At 49.7% G+C, this 17,952-nt stretch carries 18 protein-coding genes, 2 tRNA genes and 4 pseudogenes; 14 read left to right on the plus strand and 10 right to left on the minus strand.

Features of this window, described 5'->3' with window-relative positions:
* Positions 1-12 precede the first annotated feature (12 nt).
* From DFR77_RS09000 to cysT, 4 genes and pseudogenes are all read right to left on the minus strand, one after another.
* Positions 13-1,089 carry a sulfate/molybdate ABC transporter ATP-binding protein gene (locus tag DFR77_RS09000; protein ID WP_003687905.1) on the minus strand — a complete coding sequence of 359 codons (1,077 nt, stop codon included), beginning with the start codon at positions 1,087-1,089 and terminating at the stop codon, positions 13-15.
* Positions 1,090-1,111: 22 nt separating this feature from the next.
* Positions 1,112-1,246 (minus strand): annotated as a pseudogene (locus DFR77_RS13825) (IS5/IS1182 family transposase); the annotation flags it as partial.
* Positions 1,230-2,051, minus strand: a complete 822-nt coding sequence (gene cysW / locus DFR77_RS09005) for a sulfate ABC transporter permease subunit CysW (RefSeq protein WP_033910015.1) — start codon at positions 2,049-2,051, stop codon at positions 1,230-1,232. The pseudogene DFR77_RS13825 and the gene cysW, both read right to left, overlap by 17 nt.
* Before the next feature lie 188 nt (positions 2,052-2,239).
* Positions 2,240-3,078: pseudogene (cysT, locus tag DFR77_RS09010) on the minus strand (sulfate ABC transporter permease subunit CysT).
* 180 nt (positions 3,079-3,258) lie between these two features.
* Here cysT and DFR77_RS09015 point away from each other — a divergent pair.
* A complete protein-coding gene (locus DFR77_RS09015; protein WP_003687908.1) occupies positions 3,259-3,591 on the plus strand; it encodes a hypothetical protein in 333 nt (110 codons plus the stop codon).
* A gap of 326 nt (positions 3,592-3,917) precedes the next feature.
* On the plus strand, positions 3,918-4,427 hold the full coding sequence (locus tag DFR77_RS09020; protein ID WP_003687909.1) for an isoprenylcysteine carboxyl methyltransferase family protein: 510 nt from the start codon (positions 3,918-3,920) through the stop codon (positions 4,425-4,427).
* Positions 4,428-4,658: 231 nt separating this feature from the next.
* On the opposite strand, the pseudogene DFR77_RS09030 reads toward DFR77_RS09020, so the two are convergent.
* Positions 4,659-5,240 (minus strand): annotated as a pseudogene (locus tag DFR77_RS09030) (superoxide dismutase).
* Between the two features lie 163 nt (positions 5,241-5,403).
* Here DFR77_RS09030 and dnaB point away from each other — a divergent pair.
* From dnaB to DFR77_RS09070, 6 genes are all read left to right on the plus strand, one after another.
* On the plus strand, positions 5,404-6,810 hold the full coding sequence (gene dnaB / locus DFR77_RS09040; protein WP_113852099.1) for a replicative DNA helicase: 1,407 nt from the start codon (positions 5,404-5,406) through the stop codon (positions 6,808-6,810).
* Between the two features lie 307 nt (positions 6,811-7,117).
* On the plus strand, positions 7,118-7,780 hold the full coding sequence (locus tag DFR77_RS09050) for a pilus assembly FimT family protein (protein WP_113852100.1): 663 nt from the start codon (positions 7,118-7,120) through the stop codon (positions 7,778-7,780).
* A 31-nt stretch (positions 7,781-7,811) separates the two neighbouring features.
* On the plus strand, positions 7,812-8,426 hold the full coding sequence (pilV, locus tag DFR77_RS09055) for a type IV pilus modification protein PilV (RefSeq protein WP_113852101.1): 615 nt from the start codon (positions 7,812-7,814) through the stop codon (positions 8,424-8,426).
* Complete coding sequence (locus DFR77_RS09060) at positions 8,423-9,364, plus strand: PilW family protein (RefSeq protein ID WP_113852102.1); 942 nt, start codon at positions 8,423-8,425, stop codon at positions 9,362-9,364. Before pilV ends, DFR77_RS09060 begins: the two co-directional genes overlap by 4 nt.
* Positions 9,343-9,942 (plus strand): pilus assembly PilX family protein, encoded by a 600-nt coding sequence (locus DFR77_RS09065; RefSeq protein WP_113852103.1) that lies wholly within the window; start codon positions 9,343-9,345, stop codon positions 9,940-9,942. The genes DFR77_RS09060 and DFR77_RS09065 overlap by 22 nt, the downstream gene beginning before the upstream one ends.
* Before the next feature lies 1 nt (position 9,943).
* On the plus strand, positions 9,944-10,417 hold the full coding sequence (locus DFR77_RS09070; protein ID WP_211305724.1) for a PilX family type IV pilin: 474 nt from the start codon (positions 9,944-9,946) through the stop codon (positions 10,415-10,417).
* 69 nt (positions 10,418-10,486) lie between these two features.
* Here the strand turns inward: DFR77_RS09070 and DFR77_RS09075 are convergent, their stop codons facing one another.
* Positions 10,487-10,795, minus strand: a complete 309-nt coding sequence (locus DFR77_RS09075) for an AzlD family protein (RefSeq protein ID WP_113852105.1) — start codon at positions 10,793-10,795, stop codon at positions 10,487-10,489.
* Positions 10,792-11,500: pseudogene (locus tag DFR77_RS13100) on the minus strand (AzlC family ABC transporter permease). Before DFR77_RS13100 ends, DFR77_RS09075 begins: the two are co-directional and overlap by 4 nt.
* A 165-nt stretch (positions 11,501-11,665) precedes the next feature.
* Between DFR77_RS13100 and dut the strand changes: the two are divergent.
* From dut to DFR77_RS09110, 6 genes are all read left to right on the plus strand, one after another.
* A complete protein-coding gene (dut, locus tag DFR77_RS09085; RefSeq protein ID WP_113852107.1) occupies positions 11,666-12,118 on the plus strand; it encodes a dUTP diphosphatase in 453 nt (150 codons plus the stop codon).
* A 77-nt stretch (positions 12,119-12,195) separates the two neighbouring features.
* On the plus strand, positions 12,196-13,383 hold the full coding sequence (dapC, locus tag DFR77_RS09090; RefSeq protein WP_113852108.1) for a succinyldiaminopimelate transaminase: 1,188 nt from the start codon (positions 12,196-12,198) through the stop codon (positions 13,381-13,383).
* 155 nt (positions 13,384-13,538) lie between these two features.
* Positions 13,539-14,318, plus strand: coding sequence for a peroxide stress protein YaaA (gene yaaA / locus DFR77_RS09095; protein WP_003687925.1), 780 nt, complete (start codon positions 13,539-13,541; stop codon positions 14,316-14,318).
* Between the two features lie 82 nt (positions 14,319-14,400).
* Positions 14,401-14,491: transfer RNA gene (locus DFR77_RS09100), tRNA-Ser, on the plus strand.
* 76 nt (positions 14,492-14,567) lie between these two features.
* Positions 14,568-14,657, plus strand: a tRNA-Ser gene (locus DFR77_RS09105).
* A gap of 190 nt (positions 14,658-14,847) precedes the next feature.
* Positions 14,848-16,041 (plus strand): tyrosine-type recombinase/integrase, encoded by a 1,194-nt coding sequence (locus tag DFR77_RS09110; protein ID WP_033910493.1) that lies wholly within the window; start codon positions 14,848-14,850, stop codon positions 16,039-16,041.
* Positions 16,042-16,396: 355 nt separating this feature from the next.
* Here the strand turns inward: DFR77_RS09110 and DFR77_RS09120 are convergent, their stop codons facing one another.
* From DFR77_RS09120 to DFR77_RS13830, 3 genes are all read right to left on the minus strand, one after another.
* Entirely contained in the window at positions 16,397-16,666 is a 270-nt protein-coding gene (locus DFR77_RS09120) for a hypothetical protein (protein ID WP_003687928.1), read from the minus strand.
* 194 nt (positions 16,667-16,860) lie between these two features.
* Positions 16,861-17,544 (minus strand): DUF2786 domain-containing protein, encoded by a 684-nt coding sequence (locus DFR77_RS09125; protein ID WP_003687929.1) that lies wholly within the window; start codon positions 17,542-17,544, stop codon positions 16,861-16,863.
* A gap of 10 nt (positions 17,545-17,554) precedes the next feature.
* The coding region (locus DFR77_RS13830) for a hypothetical protein (RefSeq protein ID WP_050155372.1) at positions 17,555-17,952 on the minus strand (398 nt) is incomplete at its 5' end.

Here is a 17,952-nt window from a genome sequence, read left to right on the forward strand (position 1 = left end):
GCGCTTTCAGGGTTAAATCGAATATTCAATCAACTCGTTTTGAGAAAAAACATAAACCTGTTTCGGAATTAAGTTTAATTTTTTGCCTTCGGCGATTGGGTAGCGCGCGGCATCGCTGCCAGCCAGTGTGATATGCACGTCTTGTTTGCCGTGTTTCACCAAAACGTGCGTCAATGCGCCGACGGCGTGGATTTTTTCGATTTCGGCACGGATCATCGGGGTTTCGTGTTCGGCGGCGATCTGCCATTCGTGCGGGCGGATATAGCCGGTGGCGGTTTGCTCCTGCCATTTGTATTGCGCGTCCAATTTCCACGCGAAGCCGTTGTAATGCCAGATGCCTTTTTCGATGCGTCCTTCAAATGCGTCGGCTTCGCCGAGGAACTCGGTAACGAAGGCGTTTTCGGGTTTGCGGTAAATGGCTTCGGCACTGCCGGTTTGTTCGATTTTGCCATGGTTCATCACGACGATTTCGTCGGAAACTTCGAGGGCTTCTTCTTGGTCGTGAGTCACCAGAATGCTGGTTACGCCGAGGTTGTGATGAATGTCGCGCAGCCAGGTGCGTAATTCTTTGCGCACTTTGGCATCCAGCGCGCCGAAGGGTTCGTCCAAAAGCAGGAGTTTCGGTTCGACCGCAAGCGCGCGGGCGAGGGCGATGCGCTGGCGTTGCCCGCCGGAGAGTTGGTGCGGATAGGATTTGGCGAGGTGGGAGAGTTGTACGAGTTTGAGCAATTCTTCGACTTTGGCGCGGATTTGTCCTTTGGACGGGCGTTCGGGCTTGGGTAATACGGTCAAACCGAAAGCGACGTTGTCAAACACATTCATGTGGCGGAAGAGGGCGTAGTGTTGGAACACGAAACCGACTTTGCGCTCGCGCACATGCTTGGCGGTTACGTCTTGGCCGTCAAAGAGAATTTGGCCGCCGTCGGCGTTTTCCAGTCCGGCGATAATGCGTAAAAGTGTGGTTTTGCCGCAGCCGGAGGGACCGAGCAGGGAAACGAGTTTGCCGGCGGGGACGTTGAGGTTGATGTTTTTCAGCGCGTGAAAATTGCCGAAGCGTTTTTTGTTTAAGTTTTGAATGGTAATACTCATACTGCGTTCCTTTCGGCGGCGGCGAGTTTTTTGTCTTGTATAGTGGATTAAATTTAAACCAGTACGGCGTTGCCTCGCCTTGCCGTACTATTTGTACTGTCTGCGGCTTCGTCGCCTTGTCCTGATTTAAATTTAATCCACTATAATTTGGTGATGATGTTCTGCACCGCCAGCGTCGCCAGTGCTAAAAGTGCCAATACGCCGGAGAGGGCGAATGCGCCGGTGAAGTTGTATTCGTTGTAGAAGATTTCGACCAAAAGCGGGATAGTGTTGGTTTCGCCGCGTATGTGTCCCGATACCACGCTGACCGCGCCGAACTCGCCCATCGCACGGGCGTTGGTGAGGATGATGCCGTAGAGCAGCGTCCATTTGATGTTGGGCAGGGTAACGCGCCAAAACATCTGCCAACCGCTTGCGCCGAGTATCAATGCCGCCTGTTCTTCGCTGTCGCCCTGTGCCTGCATTAAAGGGATGATTTCGCGTGCGGCAAAGGGAAAGGTAACGAACAGCGCCGTCAAAACAATGCCGGGAATGGCGAAGATAATCCGTATGCCTTGCGCTTCCAGCCGGCTGCCCAACGCCGTGTGCGCGCCGAACAATAAGACGAACATCAAACCGGCAACCACGGGCGATACGGAGAACGGCAAATCGAGCAGGGTGGTCAGCAACTGCTTGCCGAGAAAGTCAAAACGGGTCAACAGCCACGCCATCGCCACGCCCAAGACGGCATTGACGGGAACGGCAATCAGCGCGGTAATCAGCGTCAATTTGACGGCAGACCACGCTTCGGGATCGCTTAAGGATTTCAGGTACAAATCCCAACCGCCTTTTAAGGCTTCGTAAAACACGGCGACGAGCGGCACGACCAGCATCAGCAGCAGAAAGCCCAGCACGGCGGCAATCAGCAACATGCGCAGCCGGCGCGGTTCGGTCAGGTTGGGATTGGCGGAATAGGGTTTCATGGCGGTGGTGTTCTCTGGTTTGTTGTTTAAGGTGTTCGGATGCCGTCTGAAAGGGATTGAGGGGTTTCAGCTTTCGTCGGTCGGATTCTTGAATCCGACAAGGTTGCTGAATCGCAAATGTTTGTCGGATACAAGTATCCGACCTACGAATTCTGTGTTTTGGGGAGCGGATTCGTTTTCAGACGACCTCAACCCTTCGCACCCGAACGCCTGCCCAACGCCCACTGCAGCACGTTCAGCGCAAACAGAATCACAAACGAAACCAGCAGCATAAACAACGCCACCGCCGACGCGCCCTGCGCGTCGAATTGTTCCAGCTTGCCCGTAATAATCAGCGGCAGGATTTCGGAAATCATCGGAATGCTGCCCGCGATAAAAATCACCGAACCGTATTCCCCCGTTGCCCGCGCGAACATCATGCCCGCGCCGGTCAAGAGTGCCGGCGTGATTTCCGGCAGCAGCACGCGGCGGAACGTTGTGAAACGGTTTGCGCCCAAAGTCGCCGCCGCTTCCTCATATTCGCCCGACAATTCCTCCAATACCGGCTGCACGGCGCGGACGATAAAGGGCAGGCTGACGACAACCAGCGCAATCCAAATGCCGACGGGCGTAAACGCGATTTTGATGCCCAAAGGTTCGAAAAAACGGCCTATCCAACCGTTGGGCGCATACAGGGCCGCCAACGCGATACCCGTAACCGCCGTCGGCAGCGCAAACGGCAAATCAACCGGCGCGTTCGCCAGGCCCTTGCCCGGAAATTCATAGCGCACCAACACCCAAGCCACCAGTGTGCCGAACACGACACATTGGTCAGCATCGCATAAAACGACATCCGCAAACTCAGCCGCACCGCCGCCAGCACGTTCGGCTCGGCAATCGTGTTCCGAAAGCCGTCCCAGCCGATTTCCGCCGCCTTCGCCGCCATCATCGCAAACGGCAAAACCACCAAAAGCGAAAAGCACAATACGGTCAGACCGAGGCTGAGTTTGAAGCCGGGCAGTACGCCGGGTGTTTTGAGCGGTAACATGGTCGGTAAGGGTGGAAAATAAAGGCATTACTTTAACAATGCCGCCTGAAAAACGGAAAAAATGGAAAGTTTGGTGCAAAGACGAATTTGTTATAAAGCGGTTGGCAGTTTTTCAAGCGGGCGCGATGTTCTAAAATAACGCTTTGTTTTGACGGAAAACCATCATATAAAGGAACACTTATGCAGATTTTATCTTTTCAGGCGGACATTGCGGAACGTATGCTGGAAGGTACGGAAGGCGAGTCGGTCAACGAAAACGCACAATTTGTCCGTACGGACAACGGCTATTGGATTGCGTGGCATGAAGGCGTGGCGGCACTGCTTGCGCCCGATACGCCGCCGGGCATTCCCTGTTTTTGGGTGGAAGGGGCGGAAAGCCTTGAAGAGTTGTGCGCGATGGTGGAACGCGGCGAGTTTGACGAAGTGGAAGAGTTTGACGGCGATGACGACGCGTGGCTCGAAGCGGCTAAAGATTGCGGACACCACGGCGACGCTTGCGCCTGCGGACATTAAAGGCATGGCAGGCTTGCCGCAAGGGGTGCAAGGCTTTGCCGTTTTTTAAATAATCGGCGGATTGCATCTGTTTGCAATGGGCGGAACGCTTCCCTTTGTATTTTATTGAATAAAAATTATCTTGGTATTATAATAAGGCAGCATCAATTATTTTGGGACTGCAACAAACGCAAAGCGTTGATTTGCGCCGATTGCAAACTTATTATAGCAGGTTGCGGCGCGGACTTGATGGGAATTGTTTATAGAGCATGATAGTCTGAAACATATTAATTAAAAATACCATTAATCCGATTTATATTTATTTCAATTTCAATGGAAAAACATCAATGACAATGATTTTAAGCATTTTAAGCCTGTTTTTTATCATTAGACTGTTATTTTTAGCCGTCTCTATTAAACATGAAAAAGCCTTGATTGCCAAAGGGGCGAAACAATACGGAAAAACCAATTCCACGGTGCTTGCGGCAGTTCATACGCTTTATTATTTGGCGTGTTTTGTTTGGGTATGGCTTTCTGACACTGCTTTTAATGGCATATCCTTGATTGGTACACTGACGGTGATGGCTTCATTTGTGATATTATCATTGATTATTAAGCAGTTGGGGGAGATTTGGACGGTTAAAATCTATATTTTGCCAAATCATCAAATTAATCGTTCGTGGTTGTTTAAAACATTCCGCCACCCGAATTATTTTTTAAACATCATACCCGAACTGATTGGCATCGCCTTATTATGTCAAGCGTGGTATGTTTTATTGATTGGCCTGCCCATTTATTTGCTGGTCTTATTTAAGCGTATCCGACAAGAAGAACAGGCGATGGCAACACTTTTTTAACCCGTTTCATCAATTAAAAATATATCGACAAAGAGAACCGTCTATCAATTAAATCCATTCTTATCATCGGGGCAGGCTTATTGTCATTGGGCAAGCCGTGACAAAAGCCCGAACCTGCAAAACTTATCTATAAGGCTGCATCAGTGCGTATTGAAGCCCCGCCTTTTTTGACAAAAAAATGCCGTCTGAAGGCTTCAGACGGCATTTGTTCGGTTTGGCAAAGCCGGCGGCTTATGCGGCAAAACGTTTGGCGACTTCGTCCCAGTTGACGATTTCCCAAAAACCTTTCAGGTAGTTGGGGCGGCTGTTGCGGTAGTCGATGTAGTAGGCGTGTTCCCACACGTCGCAAGTCAAGAGCGGCGTGTTTTCAGTGGTCAGCGGAGTTGCCGCGTTGGAAGTGGAAACCAAAGCCAATCCGCCGGCAGGGGTTTTCACCAGCCACGCCCAACCGGATCCGAAAGTTCCGGCCGCGCAGGCATTGAACGCTTCTTGGAATTTCTCGAAGCTGCCCCATTCGGCATCGATGGCGGCGGCCAGTTCGCCGGCAGGCTTGCCTTAGCCTTTGGGCGTGAAACCCAGCCAGTAGAAGGTGTGGTTCCAAGTTTGAGCCGCGTTGTTGAACACGCCGCCCGAAGATTTTTTCACAATCTCTTCCAAAGGCAGGTTTTCAAATTCGGTGCCTTTGATTTGATTGTTCAGATTGGTGATGTAGGTTTGATGGTGTTTGCCGTAGTGGAATTCCAAAGTCTCTTTGCTCAGATGCGGGGACAATGCGTCCGGCTCATAAGGCAGTTGCGGCAGCTTATGTTCCATTTTGTGCTCCTAATGTTGTTTTTGGATGTTGTGTTTTGGCAGTGTTGCTGCAAACGAATCGGCGGCTCACGCATTCTACCTGTTTTGAGTGATGGAAACCAATTAAACCTGCTTTGCGTTATAATAGAAGATTGCAATTTCGGCATGACAGATTGGATGTACCATGAACGATTACGCAGCTATGCCGCCTGAAGGCCGTGAGGTCGGCGCATTGTCGCTGCCTCCGCATTCGATGGAGGCGGAACAATCCGTTTTGGGCGGTTTGATGCTGGAAAATCCGGCTTGGGACAGGATTGCCGATGTGGTTTCGGGAGAGGATTTCTACCGCCACGAACACCGCCTGATTTTCCGATCCATTACCAAATTAATCAATGAGAGCCGTCCCGCAGATGTGATTACGGTTCAGGAAGATTTGCAGCGGAACGAAGAATTGGAAGCGGCAGGCGGATTTGAATATCTGATTACACTGGCGCAAAACACCCCGTCTGCCGCCAACATCCGCCGCTACGCCGAAATCGTACGCGAGCGTTCCATTATGCGCCAACTCGCCGAAGTGGGGACGGAAATCGCCCGCAGCGCATACAATCCGCAAGGCAGGGACGCGGGGCGGCTTTTGGATGAGGCGGAAAACAAAGTGTTTCAAATCGCCGAAAGCACCGCCAAATCCAAGCAGGGCTTTTTGGAGATGCCCGATTTGCTGAAAGAAGTCGTACAGCGCATCGATATGCTTTATTCGCGCGACAATCCCGATGAAGTTACCGGCGTACCGACAGGGTTCATCGACCTTGATAAAAAAACCTCGGGTCTGCAGCCCGGCGACCTGATTATCGTCGCCGGCCGCCCGTCTATGGGTAAAACCGCGTTCTCCATCAATATTGCCGAGTATGTCGCCATTGAAAAACATTTGCCCGTCGCCGTTTTCTCGATGGAAATGGGCGGTGCGCAGTTGGTCATGCGTATGCTCGGTTCGGTCGGACGCTTGGATCAGAGCGTCCTGAAAACAGGCAGGCTGGAAGATGAACATTGGGGGCGTTTGAACGAGGCAGTCGTCAAACTTTCCGACGCGCCTATGTTTATTGACGAAACTCCGAATCTGACCGCCCTCGAATTGCGCGCCCGCGCCCGCCGCCTCGCCCGCCGGTTTGACGGCAGATTAGGCTTGATCGTCATCGACTACCTGCAACTGATGGCGGCATCCGGCCGTTCGGACAACCGCGCTTCCGAGCTTGGCGAAATTTCCCGTTCCCTCAAAGCCCTGGCAAAAGAGTTGCAAGTCCCCATCATCGCCCTGTCGCAATTGAGCCGCACTGTCGAACAGCGCACCGACAAACGCCCGATGATGTCCGACCTCCGCGAATCCGGTGCTATCGAGCAGGATGCCGACCTGATTATGTTCATGTACCGCGACGAATACTACAACCAGAACTCACCCATGAAAGGCCTTGCCGAATGTATCATCGGCAAACACCGCAACGGTCCCGTCGGTAAAATCTTCCTCACATGGACGGGACAATTCACCAAATTCGACAATGCTGCCTATATTCCCGAGGAGGCAAAGATAGAAGATTAAATGGCTATATAAAAATTTATTAGGCGGAATCAGGCAAAATCGTTTAAAATCATGCTTAGAGATTGCCCTAAAAAATAAAACGCGGTCTTGAGGCATTTTTGCATTCAGCCCGCATATAATTGAAAATATAGTGGATTAACAAAAATCAGGACAAGGCGGCGGGCCGCAGACAGTACAAATAGTACGGAACCGATTCACTTGGTGCTTCAGCACCTTAGAGAATCGTTCTCTTTGAGCTAAGGCGGGGCAACGCCGTACCGGTTTGAATTTAATCCACTATACATTACCAATTAACGTCCTATTGCTTATGTGTACACGAAAACAACAAGGTTTCACGCTAACAGAGCTGCTCATCGTGATGGCCATTGCAGCCATTATGGCGACGATAGCCCTCCCCAATATGAGTGGGTGGATTGCATCACGCCGCATTGCCAGTCACGCGGAGCAGGTTGCCAACCTTTTGCGTTTTTCCAGGGGCGAAGCCGTCCGGCTCAATCTCCCTGTCTATATCTGTCCTGCCCAAGTTAAAAAAGACGGTACGGGCAACAACCGATGCGACCTCGGTAAGAAGGAACAGGGAATGTTGGCTTTCGGCGACAAAAACGGCAATAAGGCATATGACGGCGATGTGGCGGATGTTTTCCTCCGCAGCGTGGTGTTGAATGATACCGACGACAGCCGGATTAATTATGCCTTCAACCATATCGCTTTCGGTTCGTCTCAGCCGACCGCCGGCCGTGTTGTTTGGACTTTCAACCAAAACGGGACATTCGGCTATTTGTCCGATCAGAATCTCAAGGATAATTCCAAATTTGTTTATTCTGACGGTTATATCCAAATCGTGCTGACAGATGCGAGAGCAGTTTCAGATGCCGATAGGAAATTCCGTTCGGCGGTGGTTTTGATTGACAGCAGCGGCAGGGTCGAAGTTTGTCGTAAAAACGATACGCGCGCCGTATGCAAACATTAATGACTGTTTTAGTCGGTTTGGGAAATAAAAAATGAAGAATAATGATTGCTTGCGCCTGAAAAATCCCCAGTCCGGTATGGCGCTGATAGAAGTCTTGGTTGCTATGCTCGTTCTGACCATCGGTATTTTGGCATTGCTGTCCGTGCAGCTGCGGACGGTCGCTTCCGTCAGGGAAGCGGAAACGCAAACCATCGTCAGCCAAATCACGCAAAACCTGATGGAAGGAATGTTGATCAATCCGACCATTGATCCGGACGGCAACAAGAAAAACTATAATCTTTACACTGAGTTGTACACCCCCACTCCCTCTGGCGGCGATTTCAAGCTTAATAATAATAATTTGATAAGTAAGAAGGATTTGGCAAAGACCCAGTTGGACAGGTTCGGTTATGAATTGAAAAATGCTTTGCCGGATGCGGTAGATATTCATTACGCTGTCTGCAAGGATTCGTCGGGTAAGGCACCGACATTGTCCGGCGGTACTTTTTTTCCAAATTGCGATAATAAGGCAAACGGGGATACTTTGATTAAAGTATTGTGGGTAAATGATTCGGCAGGGGATTCGGATATTTCCCGTACGAATCTTGAGGTGAGCGGCGACAATATCGTATATACTTATCAGGCAAGGGTCGGAGGTCGTGAATGAAACGTAAAATGCTAAACGTACCAAAAGGCGGTTATGATGGTATGAAGGGTTTTACCATTGTTGAATTTCTGGTTGCGGGCCTGCTCAGTGTGATTGTCCTGATAGCGGTCGTATCGAGTTACTTTACATCCCGGAAATTAAATGATGCGGCAAACGAGCGTCTTGCCGAGCAACAGGATTTGCGGAATGCGGCAACATTGATTGTCCGCGATGCAAGAATGGCGGGGAGCTTCGGTTGTTTCAATATGTCTGAGCATATCGGAAATGATGTTTTTTCCAATGTGGCGCAAAAAAACGCTCTTTTTTCCTTAAAAAGGAACAGTACAAACAGTACAAATAAACTTATCCCCATAACGGAATCTCCAAATATCAATTATCGGAATTTTTTCCAGGTTAGTAGCGCATTGATTTTTCAATACGGAATCGATGATGTTAATGCAAGCGCCGCGACTACCGTCGTCAGCAGCTGTGCCGCAATATCGAAACCGGGCAAGCAAATCCCTACTTTAGAAGATGCAAAAAAAGAATTGAAGATTGTGAGTCAGGATAAGGAGCAAAATGGCAATATAGCGCGTCAAAGGCATGTGGTCAATGCCTATGCGGTCGGCAAGATTGCCGGTGAGGGAGGTTTGTTCCGCTTCCAATTGGATGATAAGGGCGAGTGGGGTAATCCTCAGTTGCTCGTGAAAAAGGTTAAACGTATGAAAGTGCGGTATATCTATGTTTCCGGTTGTCCTGAAGATGAAGATGCCGGCAAAGAGGAACAATTCAAATATACGGATAAATTCGACAGCTCTGTTACGCCTGCCGGGGTGGAGGTTTTATTGGATAGCGGTAATGATGCCAAGATTGCCGCTTCTTCAGATAATATTATTTATGCTTACCGTATCAATGCGACAATACGCGGGGGAAATGTATGCGCAAACAGAACACTTTGACAGGAATCCCGACTTCTGACGGACAGAGGGGGTCCGCACTGTTTATCGTGCTGATGGTGATGATAGTCGTGGCCTTTTTGGTTGTAACTGCCGCCCAGTCCTACAATACCGAACAGAGGATCAGTGCCAACGAATCAGACAGGAAATTGGCTTTGTCTTTAGCCGAGGCGGCTTTGAGGGAAGGCGAATTTCAGGTTTTGGATTTGGAATATACTGCGGATAGTAAGGTTACATTTAGCGAAAACTGTGAAAACGGCCTGTGTACCGCAGTGAATGTGCGGACAAATAATAATGGTAATGAAGAGGCTTTTGGCAATATCGTGGTGAAAGGCAAGCCCATCGTTGAGGCGGTGAAGCGTTCTTGCCCTGCAAATTCTGCCAGCCTGTGCATTGACAATAAAGGGATGGAATATAAGAAAGGCACGGCAGGCGTCAGCAAAATGCCGCGCTATATTATCGAATATTTAGGCGTGAAGAACGGACAAAATGTTTATCGGGTTACTGCCAAGGCTTGGGGTAAGAATGCCAATACCGTGGTCGTCCTTCAATCTTATGTAGGCAATAATGATGAGCAATAAAATGGAACAAAAAGGGTTTACATTGATTGAGATGATGATAGTTGTCACGATACTCGGCATTATCAGCGTCATTGCCATACCTTCTTATCAGAGTTATATTGAAAAAGGCTATCAGTCCCAGCTTTATACGGAGATGGTCGGTATCAACAATGTTCTCAAACAGTTTATTTTGAAAAATCCCCAGGACGATAATCAGATCATCAAGAGCAAACTGGAAATATTTGTCTCAGGCTATAAGATGAATCCGAAAATTGCCAAAAAATATAGTGTTTCGGTGGCATTTGCCAATACGGAAAAACCAAGGGCATACAGGTTGGTCGGCGTTCCGAAGGTAGGGACGGGTTATACCTTGTCGGTATGGATGAACAGCGTGGGCGACGGATACAAATGCCGTGATGCCGCTTCTGCCCAGGCCTATTCGGAGACCTTGTCCGCAAATACCGGCTGTGAAGCTTTCTCTAATCGTAAAAAATAGGGCTGTTTTGCCAATGCCGTCTGAAGATCAATTTTCAGACGGTATTTTTTATGGGCATTTTGAAATGAATTATGCCATCAACCATCCCGAGATGCCTGACCAGCCGACCCCTATCAATACGGTAAACAACATAGAAAAACGGCAGGCCGCAAAGGCGGTTAACGCGATGGCAATAAGTTCGTGCGGCTTGTCGGATACAAAATAGGGGGCAATAACGGAAATGAGGACGCAGCCCGGCACGGCTTCCATAATGGTTTGGGCGCGGCGGCTTAGGGTTCGGTTACGCAATGCGAAAAAGCCGATTAACCGGGTAGGGCAGGTAACGGCAAGCATACAGGAAAACAGCAGGAATGATGGGAACGACAATAAATTTTTCATTTCCGCCCACTCCAAAAATAAGCGGACAACAGGTCGGACAGCGTGCCGGCGGGAACATACCACGCGCCGTCAACGGTCAGGTAAACGGCGGATGCGACAAACAGGTTGACAAATCAAGGTATTGATGCGGAAAGATTTTTCCACATTCCCCTCAGTAAAACCAGAAATACGGCAGGAAACGCCATACCGAACCCCCAAGCGGCCACATTGCCGAACACGGGCCCTACTGCCGCGCCGAGGGCGGCAAACCCTATCAGGTAATGTAGAGGATAAAGCATGCGCCCATATAAGAAGGCATATTGAATGCAGGCAAACCGGCTGCTTTCCGTTTTTGGATTTCGGAGAATGCCATGGCCCGGCTTTCATCACACATAAAAAGCAGCGCGGGTACGGTTTTTTTCAGCGGTATTTCTTTCATGTGCGTGGCAAGCGCCGCCCCCATCAGGATATGCCGCGAATTAATCATAAAGGTTATGGTGGCGATAAGCAGTATCGGCAGAGGGGCCGCCCACAGGTTGACCGTTGCAAATTCGGAGCCGCCGGCAAAGTTCATCCCCGTCATCAGCAGCATTTCCAGCCGGCCCATACCTTTTTGCCCGCCTGCATTCCGAGTATCAATGCCCAAGGCAAAAGCCCAATCAGCATGGGCGAACTTTCTTTGATGCCGCGTATGAATTCATCACGTGGAGAGGCTGTGTGCGTCATGTTAATGTTTATATATGAAGAGACGGGGCGGTATCATACACAGGCAGAATGTTTTTGACAGTCGAGGATGGTTTCAAAACAAAAGCAGTTTGTTGTGTTTCAGCGTAAACACGGCTTGTGTATAATCTCCAATCTTTGAAACCGGCCGTATGCAGGAGCAGGACGATGAATATTGAAGTAGAAATGAAAGTGTTGGACGAGAGGATGGCGGATTTTATCCCTGCCTATGCGACGGAGGGTTCTGCAGGTTTGGATTTGCGCGCCTGTTTGGATGAGGAAGTCGTTTTGCAGCCGGGCGGAACGTTGCTTGTGCCGACAGGTTTGGCAATTTATTTGGCGAATCCCGCATATACCGCCGTTTTGCTGCCACGTTCCGGCTTGGGGCATAAACACGGCATTGTCTTGGGCAATTTGGTCGGTTTGATTGACTCCGATTACCAAGGGGAATTGAAGGTGTCGTTATGGAATAGGGGTAGCGAACCGTTTGCCGTCAAGCCGTTTGAGCGTATCGCTCAGATGGTTGTCGTGCCGGTTGTGCAGGCGCGTTTCAAACGTGTGGAGGAATTTGTCGGAAGCAGCCGGGGTGAGGGCGGCTTCGGCAGTACGGGTTCTCACTAAAGATATAGAATGCCGTCTGAAGGGCGCGTCAGCTTCAGACGGCATATCTTCCGATATACCGATAACCGGAGAAAATCATGAATACCTTACTCAAGCAGCTCAAACCATATCCCTTTGCCCGACTGCGCGAGGCGATGCAGGGCATTTCCGCGCCTGAAGGCATGGAAGCCGTCCCACTGCATATCGGCGAACCGAAACACCCGACACCGAAAGTCATTACGGATGCGCTGACCGCCTCATTGCGCGAGTTGGAAAAATATCCGCTGACTGCGGGTCTGCCTGAACTGCGTCAGGCGTGTGCGAACTGGTTAAAACGCCGTTATGACGGCTTGACGGTCAATCCGGATAATGAAATTCTGCCGGTTTTGGGCAGTAGGGAGGCGTTGTTTTCTTTTGTTCAAACCGTGTTGAACCCTGTTTCAGACGGCCTAAAACCCGTAATCGTCAGCCCGAATCCCTTTTATCAGATTTATGAAGGTGCGACACTTTTGGGCGGCGGTGAAATCCATTTTGCCAATTGCCCCGCGCCGTCTTTCAACCCCGATTGGCGCAGTATTTCCGAAGAGGTTTGGGAACGCACCAAACTGGTGTTCGTCTGCTCGCCCGGCAATCCCAGCGGCAGCGTGCCGGATTTGGACGGCTGGAAAGAAGTTTTTGATTTACAGGATAAATATGGTTTCATTATTGCCTCGGATGAATGCTATTCCGAAATCTATTTCGACGGCAACAAACCTTTGGGCTGCCTGCAGGCCGCAGCGCAATTGAAACGCGGCAGGGACAAACTGGTTATGTTTACCAGCTTGTCCAAGCGGTCCAATGTTCCGGGCCTGCGTTCCGGTTTTGTCGCCGGCGATGCGGAGCTGCTTAAAAACTTTCTGCTTTACAGAACCTATCACGGCAGCGCAATGAGCATTCCCGTGCAGCATGCCAGTATTGCCGCCTGGAATGACGAACAACACGTTATCGACAACCGCCGTATGTATCAGGAAAAATTTGAGCGTGTTATTCCCATTTTGCAACAGGTATTTGACGTTAAATTACCGGATGCCTCGTTTTACATCTGGTTGAAAGTCCCCGATGGAGACGATTTGGCATTTGCACGAAATTTATGGCAAAAAGCGGCTATCCAAGTATTGCCCGGACGCTTTTTGGCACGGGATACCGAGCAGGGGAATCCCGGGGAAGGTTATGTGCGGATTGCTTTGGTTGCCGATGTCGCAACTTGTGTCAAAGCTGCGGAAACCATTGTTTCCCTATATCGGTAAAGAATAAAAAATACCGTCCGGACTTTTCCTGACGGCTTTTTTTAATACTATCAAGATGTATTTATTATAACGGTATTTACATCACAATCAATCGGCTTGCCTGAGGATGCTTTTAAATCTAAAATTCCGACGTTTGACACTATACCGAGCGGATTATGTTTTTTGTCCTTTCCCCTGCGAAAAACCTTAACGAAAAAGACCCTTGCCCTGTCAGCGAGTTTACCCAACCCGATCTTTTGGCGGAATCTGAAATCCTGATGCGCCAACTGAGGGAGCTTGCCCCTCAACAAATTGCAGAGTTGATGCACGTTTCCGACAAAATCGCACTTCTAAACGCCGAACGAAATGCAGCGTGGCACACGCCGTTTACGCCGGAAAACGCCAAACAGGCAGTCTTTATGTTCAACGGCGATGTTTACGAAGGTATGGATGCAAACACATTGAATACCAATCAAATACAATATCTGCAAAACCATGTCCGCCTTCTGTCCGGCTTGTACGGTCTTATGCGTCCACTGGATTTGATGCAGCCCTACCGCCTGGAAATGGGAACGGCATTTGCCAATTTGCGCGGCAAGAATTTGTATGAGTTTTGGGGCGACATCATTACCAACCTTTTAAATGACACGCTTGCCCAAGCAGGCAGCAATACGCTTGTCAACCTTGCCTCACAGGAATATTTCAAGTCCGTCAACACGAAAAAACTTCGGGCGCGGCTGATTACCCCGATATTTAAAGACGAAAAAAACGGCAAATATAAAATTATCAGTTTCTATGCCAAGCGCGCGCGAGGATTAATGGTGCGCTATGCGGCAGAACACAATATTACCGATCCTGAAATGCTGAAAAATTTTAATTACGAAGGCTACGCATTTAATGACGCGGCTTCAAATGAAAGCGAATGGGTGTTTATGCGTTCGGAACAAATAAAGTGAAAACAATAAATTAAGTATTTCCCAAAAAAAGTGCTTGGCAAAATGTATAAACTTTATTATTATTCCTATTCTTCAAGAAGACGGAAGCGTGGCAGAGCGGTTTAATGCAACGGTCTTGAAAACCGTCGAGGGTTGATAGCCCTCCGTGAGTTCGAATCTCACCGCTTCCGCCAATTTTTGAGCGTAAAACCAAATAAAAATGCAATAGCCGCGAATATTGTTATTTTTATTTGGTTTTACTGCATTATCGGAAACGTGGCAGAGAGGCTGAATGCAGCGGACTCGAAATCCGCTGAGGGTGCAAATCCTCCGTGGGTTCGAATCCCACCGTTTCCGCCAGAAAACATAACCGCCCTGATTCAGGGCGGTTCTTTTTTGTTCAAGTTTTGTTGATTACCATATAAAAATCATCGGCTTGACCTATCATAACGCTTCAAGGCAAATCATTTGCAATCTTGCGGCATCTTCTTATTGCATTTTTTTATGGTAATTTATATGGTAAATTTTGGACAAACGGGAATTTACCATAATGGCGAAAATCATTACGCCGCTGTCGGCAAATCAGGTTAAAAATGCGAAGCCGCGCGATAAGCTGTATAAGTTGTCGGACGGGGGGCTGGCTTTGTGGGTCTACCCGACGGGCGGACGGAGTTGGAAGCTGTCGTTTATGCAGGACGGAAGGCAACAGACAATTTCGCTGGGGCGGTATCCTGATTTCTCGCTGGCTGAGGCGCGGGAATGGCGGGAGGAGGTGCGCCGAAAACGGGCACACGGGGAAAATGTCGTCAATAAGAAGGTGCGGGCGGATTTTGCTTTTGAGAAGGTGGCGCGTGATTGGTTTGTGCGTTGGTCGAAGGGGCGGTCTGAAAAGTATGCCGGACAGGTTATGCGGAATTTTGAACGGTGGGTTTTTCCGGCTATCGGCAATCTTGATATCCGTCAAGTCAGGACGGCGGACGTGGTCGGCTGCCTGCGTGTGATGGAGGCGCGCGGTATCGTTGATACGTTGCGCAAAACGAAAAACAGTCTGAAGATGGTGTTTGCGTTTGCGGTCGGTTCGGGAATGATGGAAATCAACCCTGTCGCGCAAATCGGTTCGGGTGTGTTTGAACGGGTGAAAACCAAAAACATGACGGCGTTGAGTCCGTCCGAATTGCCGCGCCTGATTGATTTTTTGGAGCAGCGCAATGAATTTGCGGTTTATGCGGGCAGGGTGCATATCCATCCTGTAACGCGGTTTTGTATCTATTGGCTGCTGTTGACGATGACGCGGATTCGGGAGGCGGCGTTGATGGAGTGGTCGGAGTTGGACGGGGAGGTTTGGCGTATCCCCGCCGAACGGAAAAAGGAGCGGCGGGGGCATGATGTGCCGCTGTCGCGGGCGATGCGGTGGGTGTTGGATCAGGCGCGGGGGCTGAATGTGAACGGGCGGTTTGTGTTTGAAAGTGTGAATTTTCAAGGGCATATCAATAAGGAAAGTCCGCACGTGGCGATGCGGCGGTCGGGGCTGGATACGACGGCGCACGGTTTGCGCTCGCTTGCGCGTACTTATTTGCGCGAGGTTCTGAAGGTGTATAATGATGTGGCGGAAAAGCTGCTTGCCCATTCGTTGGGGACGAGGACGCAAACGGCTTACAACCGCTCGGAGCTTTGGGAGGAGCGTAAGGATGCGCCGGAACGGTGGGGGAATGATGTTTTGAGGCTTGCCGACAACGGAAAATGATTTTTTTGTGTGTTTTGCGTTATGTGGAAATGTAGATAAGAAAGCTGTTTCCGCATTATGTGAAAACGCCCTAATCGGGCGTTTTTTTATTGCTGCAACCCTAATGCTTCCAAAACTTCGCGGGTGTCCCATACGGGGGATGCGAGGGAGGTTCAGACGGCACGGTATCCGTCCGTCTTTTTCCATACGCAGCAGTGTCGAGTTTGAAATGGGGTGGTTGCGGCAGGTTGCGTAGGCAATCAGTTCGCGGATGGTCGGGCGGTCTATCCTTGCGCCCGGTTTGGTGATGTTCATTTTTTTACTCTCCTGTTCGGTTTAATCTTGCGCCGTTTTTACGGCTCTGTCGTTTGTCTGCCTATTTCTTCTTCCCGATTTTTTTATATCGCAACAAGCTTTCCGGCGGGAAGAATATGTCAAAGTCTGTTTTCAAATCGGGACTGACGATGTCGGCGGCAATCACGCCGTAGCCGGTGGCAAAGCTGTCGCCATCAGCGTTATGAATAACTATATGCCCGCTTTTGATTAGAATAACGCGGCCGAATCCGGATTTCCGGATTCCGCCTTTTTTCGGGGCGGTTGCAAATGCCAGTGTTTCCATCCGCCCTTGTACGTCGGAAGACTCCATTGCTTCGCCGACCGCTTTTTTGACGGGCGTTTATTGAATACTTCGTATTCCATGTCTTCAATCCTCTTTCCGTTGATTCCGATTTGTCCGGGTTTCCGCTTTTTTACGGCTTGGCATGCGGCAATTGCGTCTTTCATATTCGGCATATCCTTTCCCCAATCCGCCGAAGTTTCCGCATCCGCCGCCGTATCGATTCATGTTTGCCCTCCGATTTGTTTTACGAAGCCCGTACCGTTCACGGCATAGTGTAACTTCACTTGCTTACCCGATTCCATTCCTCGGGTTAATGCCTCATATTCCATTTTTGACCCTTGTAGGATTGACGATTTCGCATCTCTTGTCCTTGCTTCGGCCATATCCGGATATTCTTTCTTTTTGTATCCGTCCATAATGGCTTTTTCTTCATCTGACATCTCAAATTTTTTGACTGTTTCCCAAGCGCTCGCAATCCAACCGCCGCAAAATCGGTCGGCAAGATAAGTTCTGTGCGAGGGCTTTCCCGCCCGGCAGGTTTTCAAAAATTTGCGGCGGTCGGCGGAAATCTGACGATAGACTACATCAAAGGCATAGGCTGAGGTTTCCGCTCGATTTCCAATGCCGTAAAACATCATTGTTTTCCCGCGTTGGTAAGATTTGCACCCGAATATATCGGCAATCATATTTGCAACGCCCCATTGCCAGCCTGCCAATTTAAAAGCCATTTTCCGATCGGCTTTCTGTTCGGAGACTTTTGATAAGGCGATATCCTCGGCATTTACTTTGTACTTTTCCATTAAAGCCTGCGCCTGCCTTAACGCCTGTGCGGCTTCATGTTCATTTGCCGACCGACCCAAAGCCAAACATTTCTTGATTTTGTCTAAGACTTTCTCTTTATCCATATTAAACCCTTTAATTTGTCCGGTATTTTAATTTCGCACCCTTGCCCATTCGTCTTTCGCTTTGCTTTCGATTCGGTCGGGCCATTCGGCTAGGGCTGATACGCTTACGAACTCGGGGCTTTTTTTGTTTCCGCCTGCCGAGATTACCGGCCGCGGCAGGGTAGTTTTGCAACAAGGCTTTGCAGGCTTCGGGCTGTATTTCCACGGCGTGAAATTCAGACGGCTTAATATACCGTTCAAGCTGCCTGCTTCCTGCCGCGCCGTCAAATACGCCCGGATGTTCGCCGCAGTATCGGCGGACTTTGGCGGCAACCAGCCGCATCATGATGCCGCACGTCAGGGCTTCGTCTTCCGATACCTTTGCGCCCGACAACATCCGGGCGATGTTTTCTTTTTGCGCTTTTGACC

Origin of the sequence: Neisseria gonorrhoeae (assembly GCF_003315235.1) — a bacterium.
Lineage (GTDB): Bacteria > Pseudomonadota > Gammaproteobacteria > Burkholderiales > Neisseriaceae > Neisseria > Neisseria gonorrhoeae.

Coding starts and splice junctions, on each gene's coding strand:
- DFR77_RS09000 (WP_003687905.1), bottom strand. CDS start 1,089: ATGAGTATTACCATTCAAAACTTAAACAAAAAACGCTTCGGCAATTTT.
- cysW (WP_033910015.1), bottom strand. CDS start 2,051: ATGAAACCCTATTCCGCCAATCCCAACCTGACCGAACCGCGCCGGCTG.
- DFR77_RS09015 (WP_003687908.1), top strand. CDS start 3,259: ATGCAGATTTTATCTTTTCAGGCGGACATTGCGGAACGTATGCTGGAA.
- DFR77_RS09020 (WP_003687909.1), top strand. CDS start 3,918: ATGACAATGATTTTAAGCATTTTAAGCCTGTTTTTTATCATTAGACTG.
- dnaB (WP_113852099.1), top strand. CDS start 5,404: ATGAACGATTACGCAGCTATGCCGCCTGAAGGCCGTGAGGTCGGCGCA.
- DFR77_RS09050 (WP_113852100.1), top strand. CDS start 7,118: ATGTGTACACGAAAACAACAAGGTTTCACGCTAACAGAGCTGCTCATC.
- pilV (WP_113852101.1), top strand. CDS start 7,812: ATGAAGAATAATGATTGCTTGCGCCTGAAAAATCCCCAGTCCGGTATG.
- DFR77_RS09060 (WP_113852102.1), top strand. CDS start 8,423: ATGAAACGTAAAATGCTAAACGTACCAAAAGGCGGTTATGATGGTATG.
- DFR77_RS09065 (WP_113852103.1), top strand. CDS start 9,343: ATGCGCAAACAGAACACTTTGACAGGAATCCCGACTTCTGACGGACAG.
- DFR77_RS09070 (WP_211305724.1), top strand. CDS start 9,944: ATGGAACAAAAAGGGTTTACATTGATTGAGATGATGATAGTTGTCACG.
- DFR77_RS09075 (WP_113852105.1), bottom strand. CDS start 10,795: ATGAAAAATTTATTGTCGTTCCCATCATTCCTGCTGTTTTCCTGTATG.
- dut (WP_113852107.1), top strand. CDS start 11,666: ATGAATATTGAAGTAGAAATGAAAGTGTTGGACGAGAGGATGGCGGAT.
- dapC (WP_113852108.1), top strand. CDS start 12,196: ATGAATACCTTACTCAAGCAGCTCAAACCATATCCCTTTGCCCGACTG.
- yaaA (WP_003687925.1), top strand. CDS start 13,539: ATGTTTTTTGTCCTTTCCCCTGCGAAAAACCTTAACGAAAAAGACCCT.
- DFR77_RS09110 (WP_033910493.1), top strand. CDS start 14,848: ATGGCGAAAATCATTACGCCGCTGTCGGCAAATCAGGTTAAAAATGCG.
- DFR77_RS09120 (WP_003687928.1), bottom strand. CDS start 16,666: ATGGAGTCTTCCGACGTACAAGGGCGGATGGAAACACTGGCATTTGCA.
- DFR77_RS09125 (WP_003687929.1), bottom strand. CDS start 17,544: ATGGATAAAGAGAAAGTCTTAGACAAAATCAAGAAATGTTTGGCTTTG.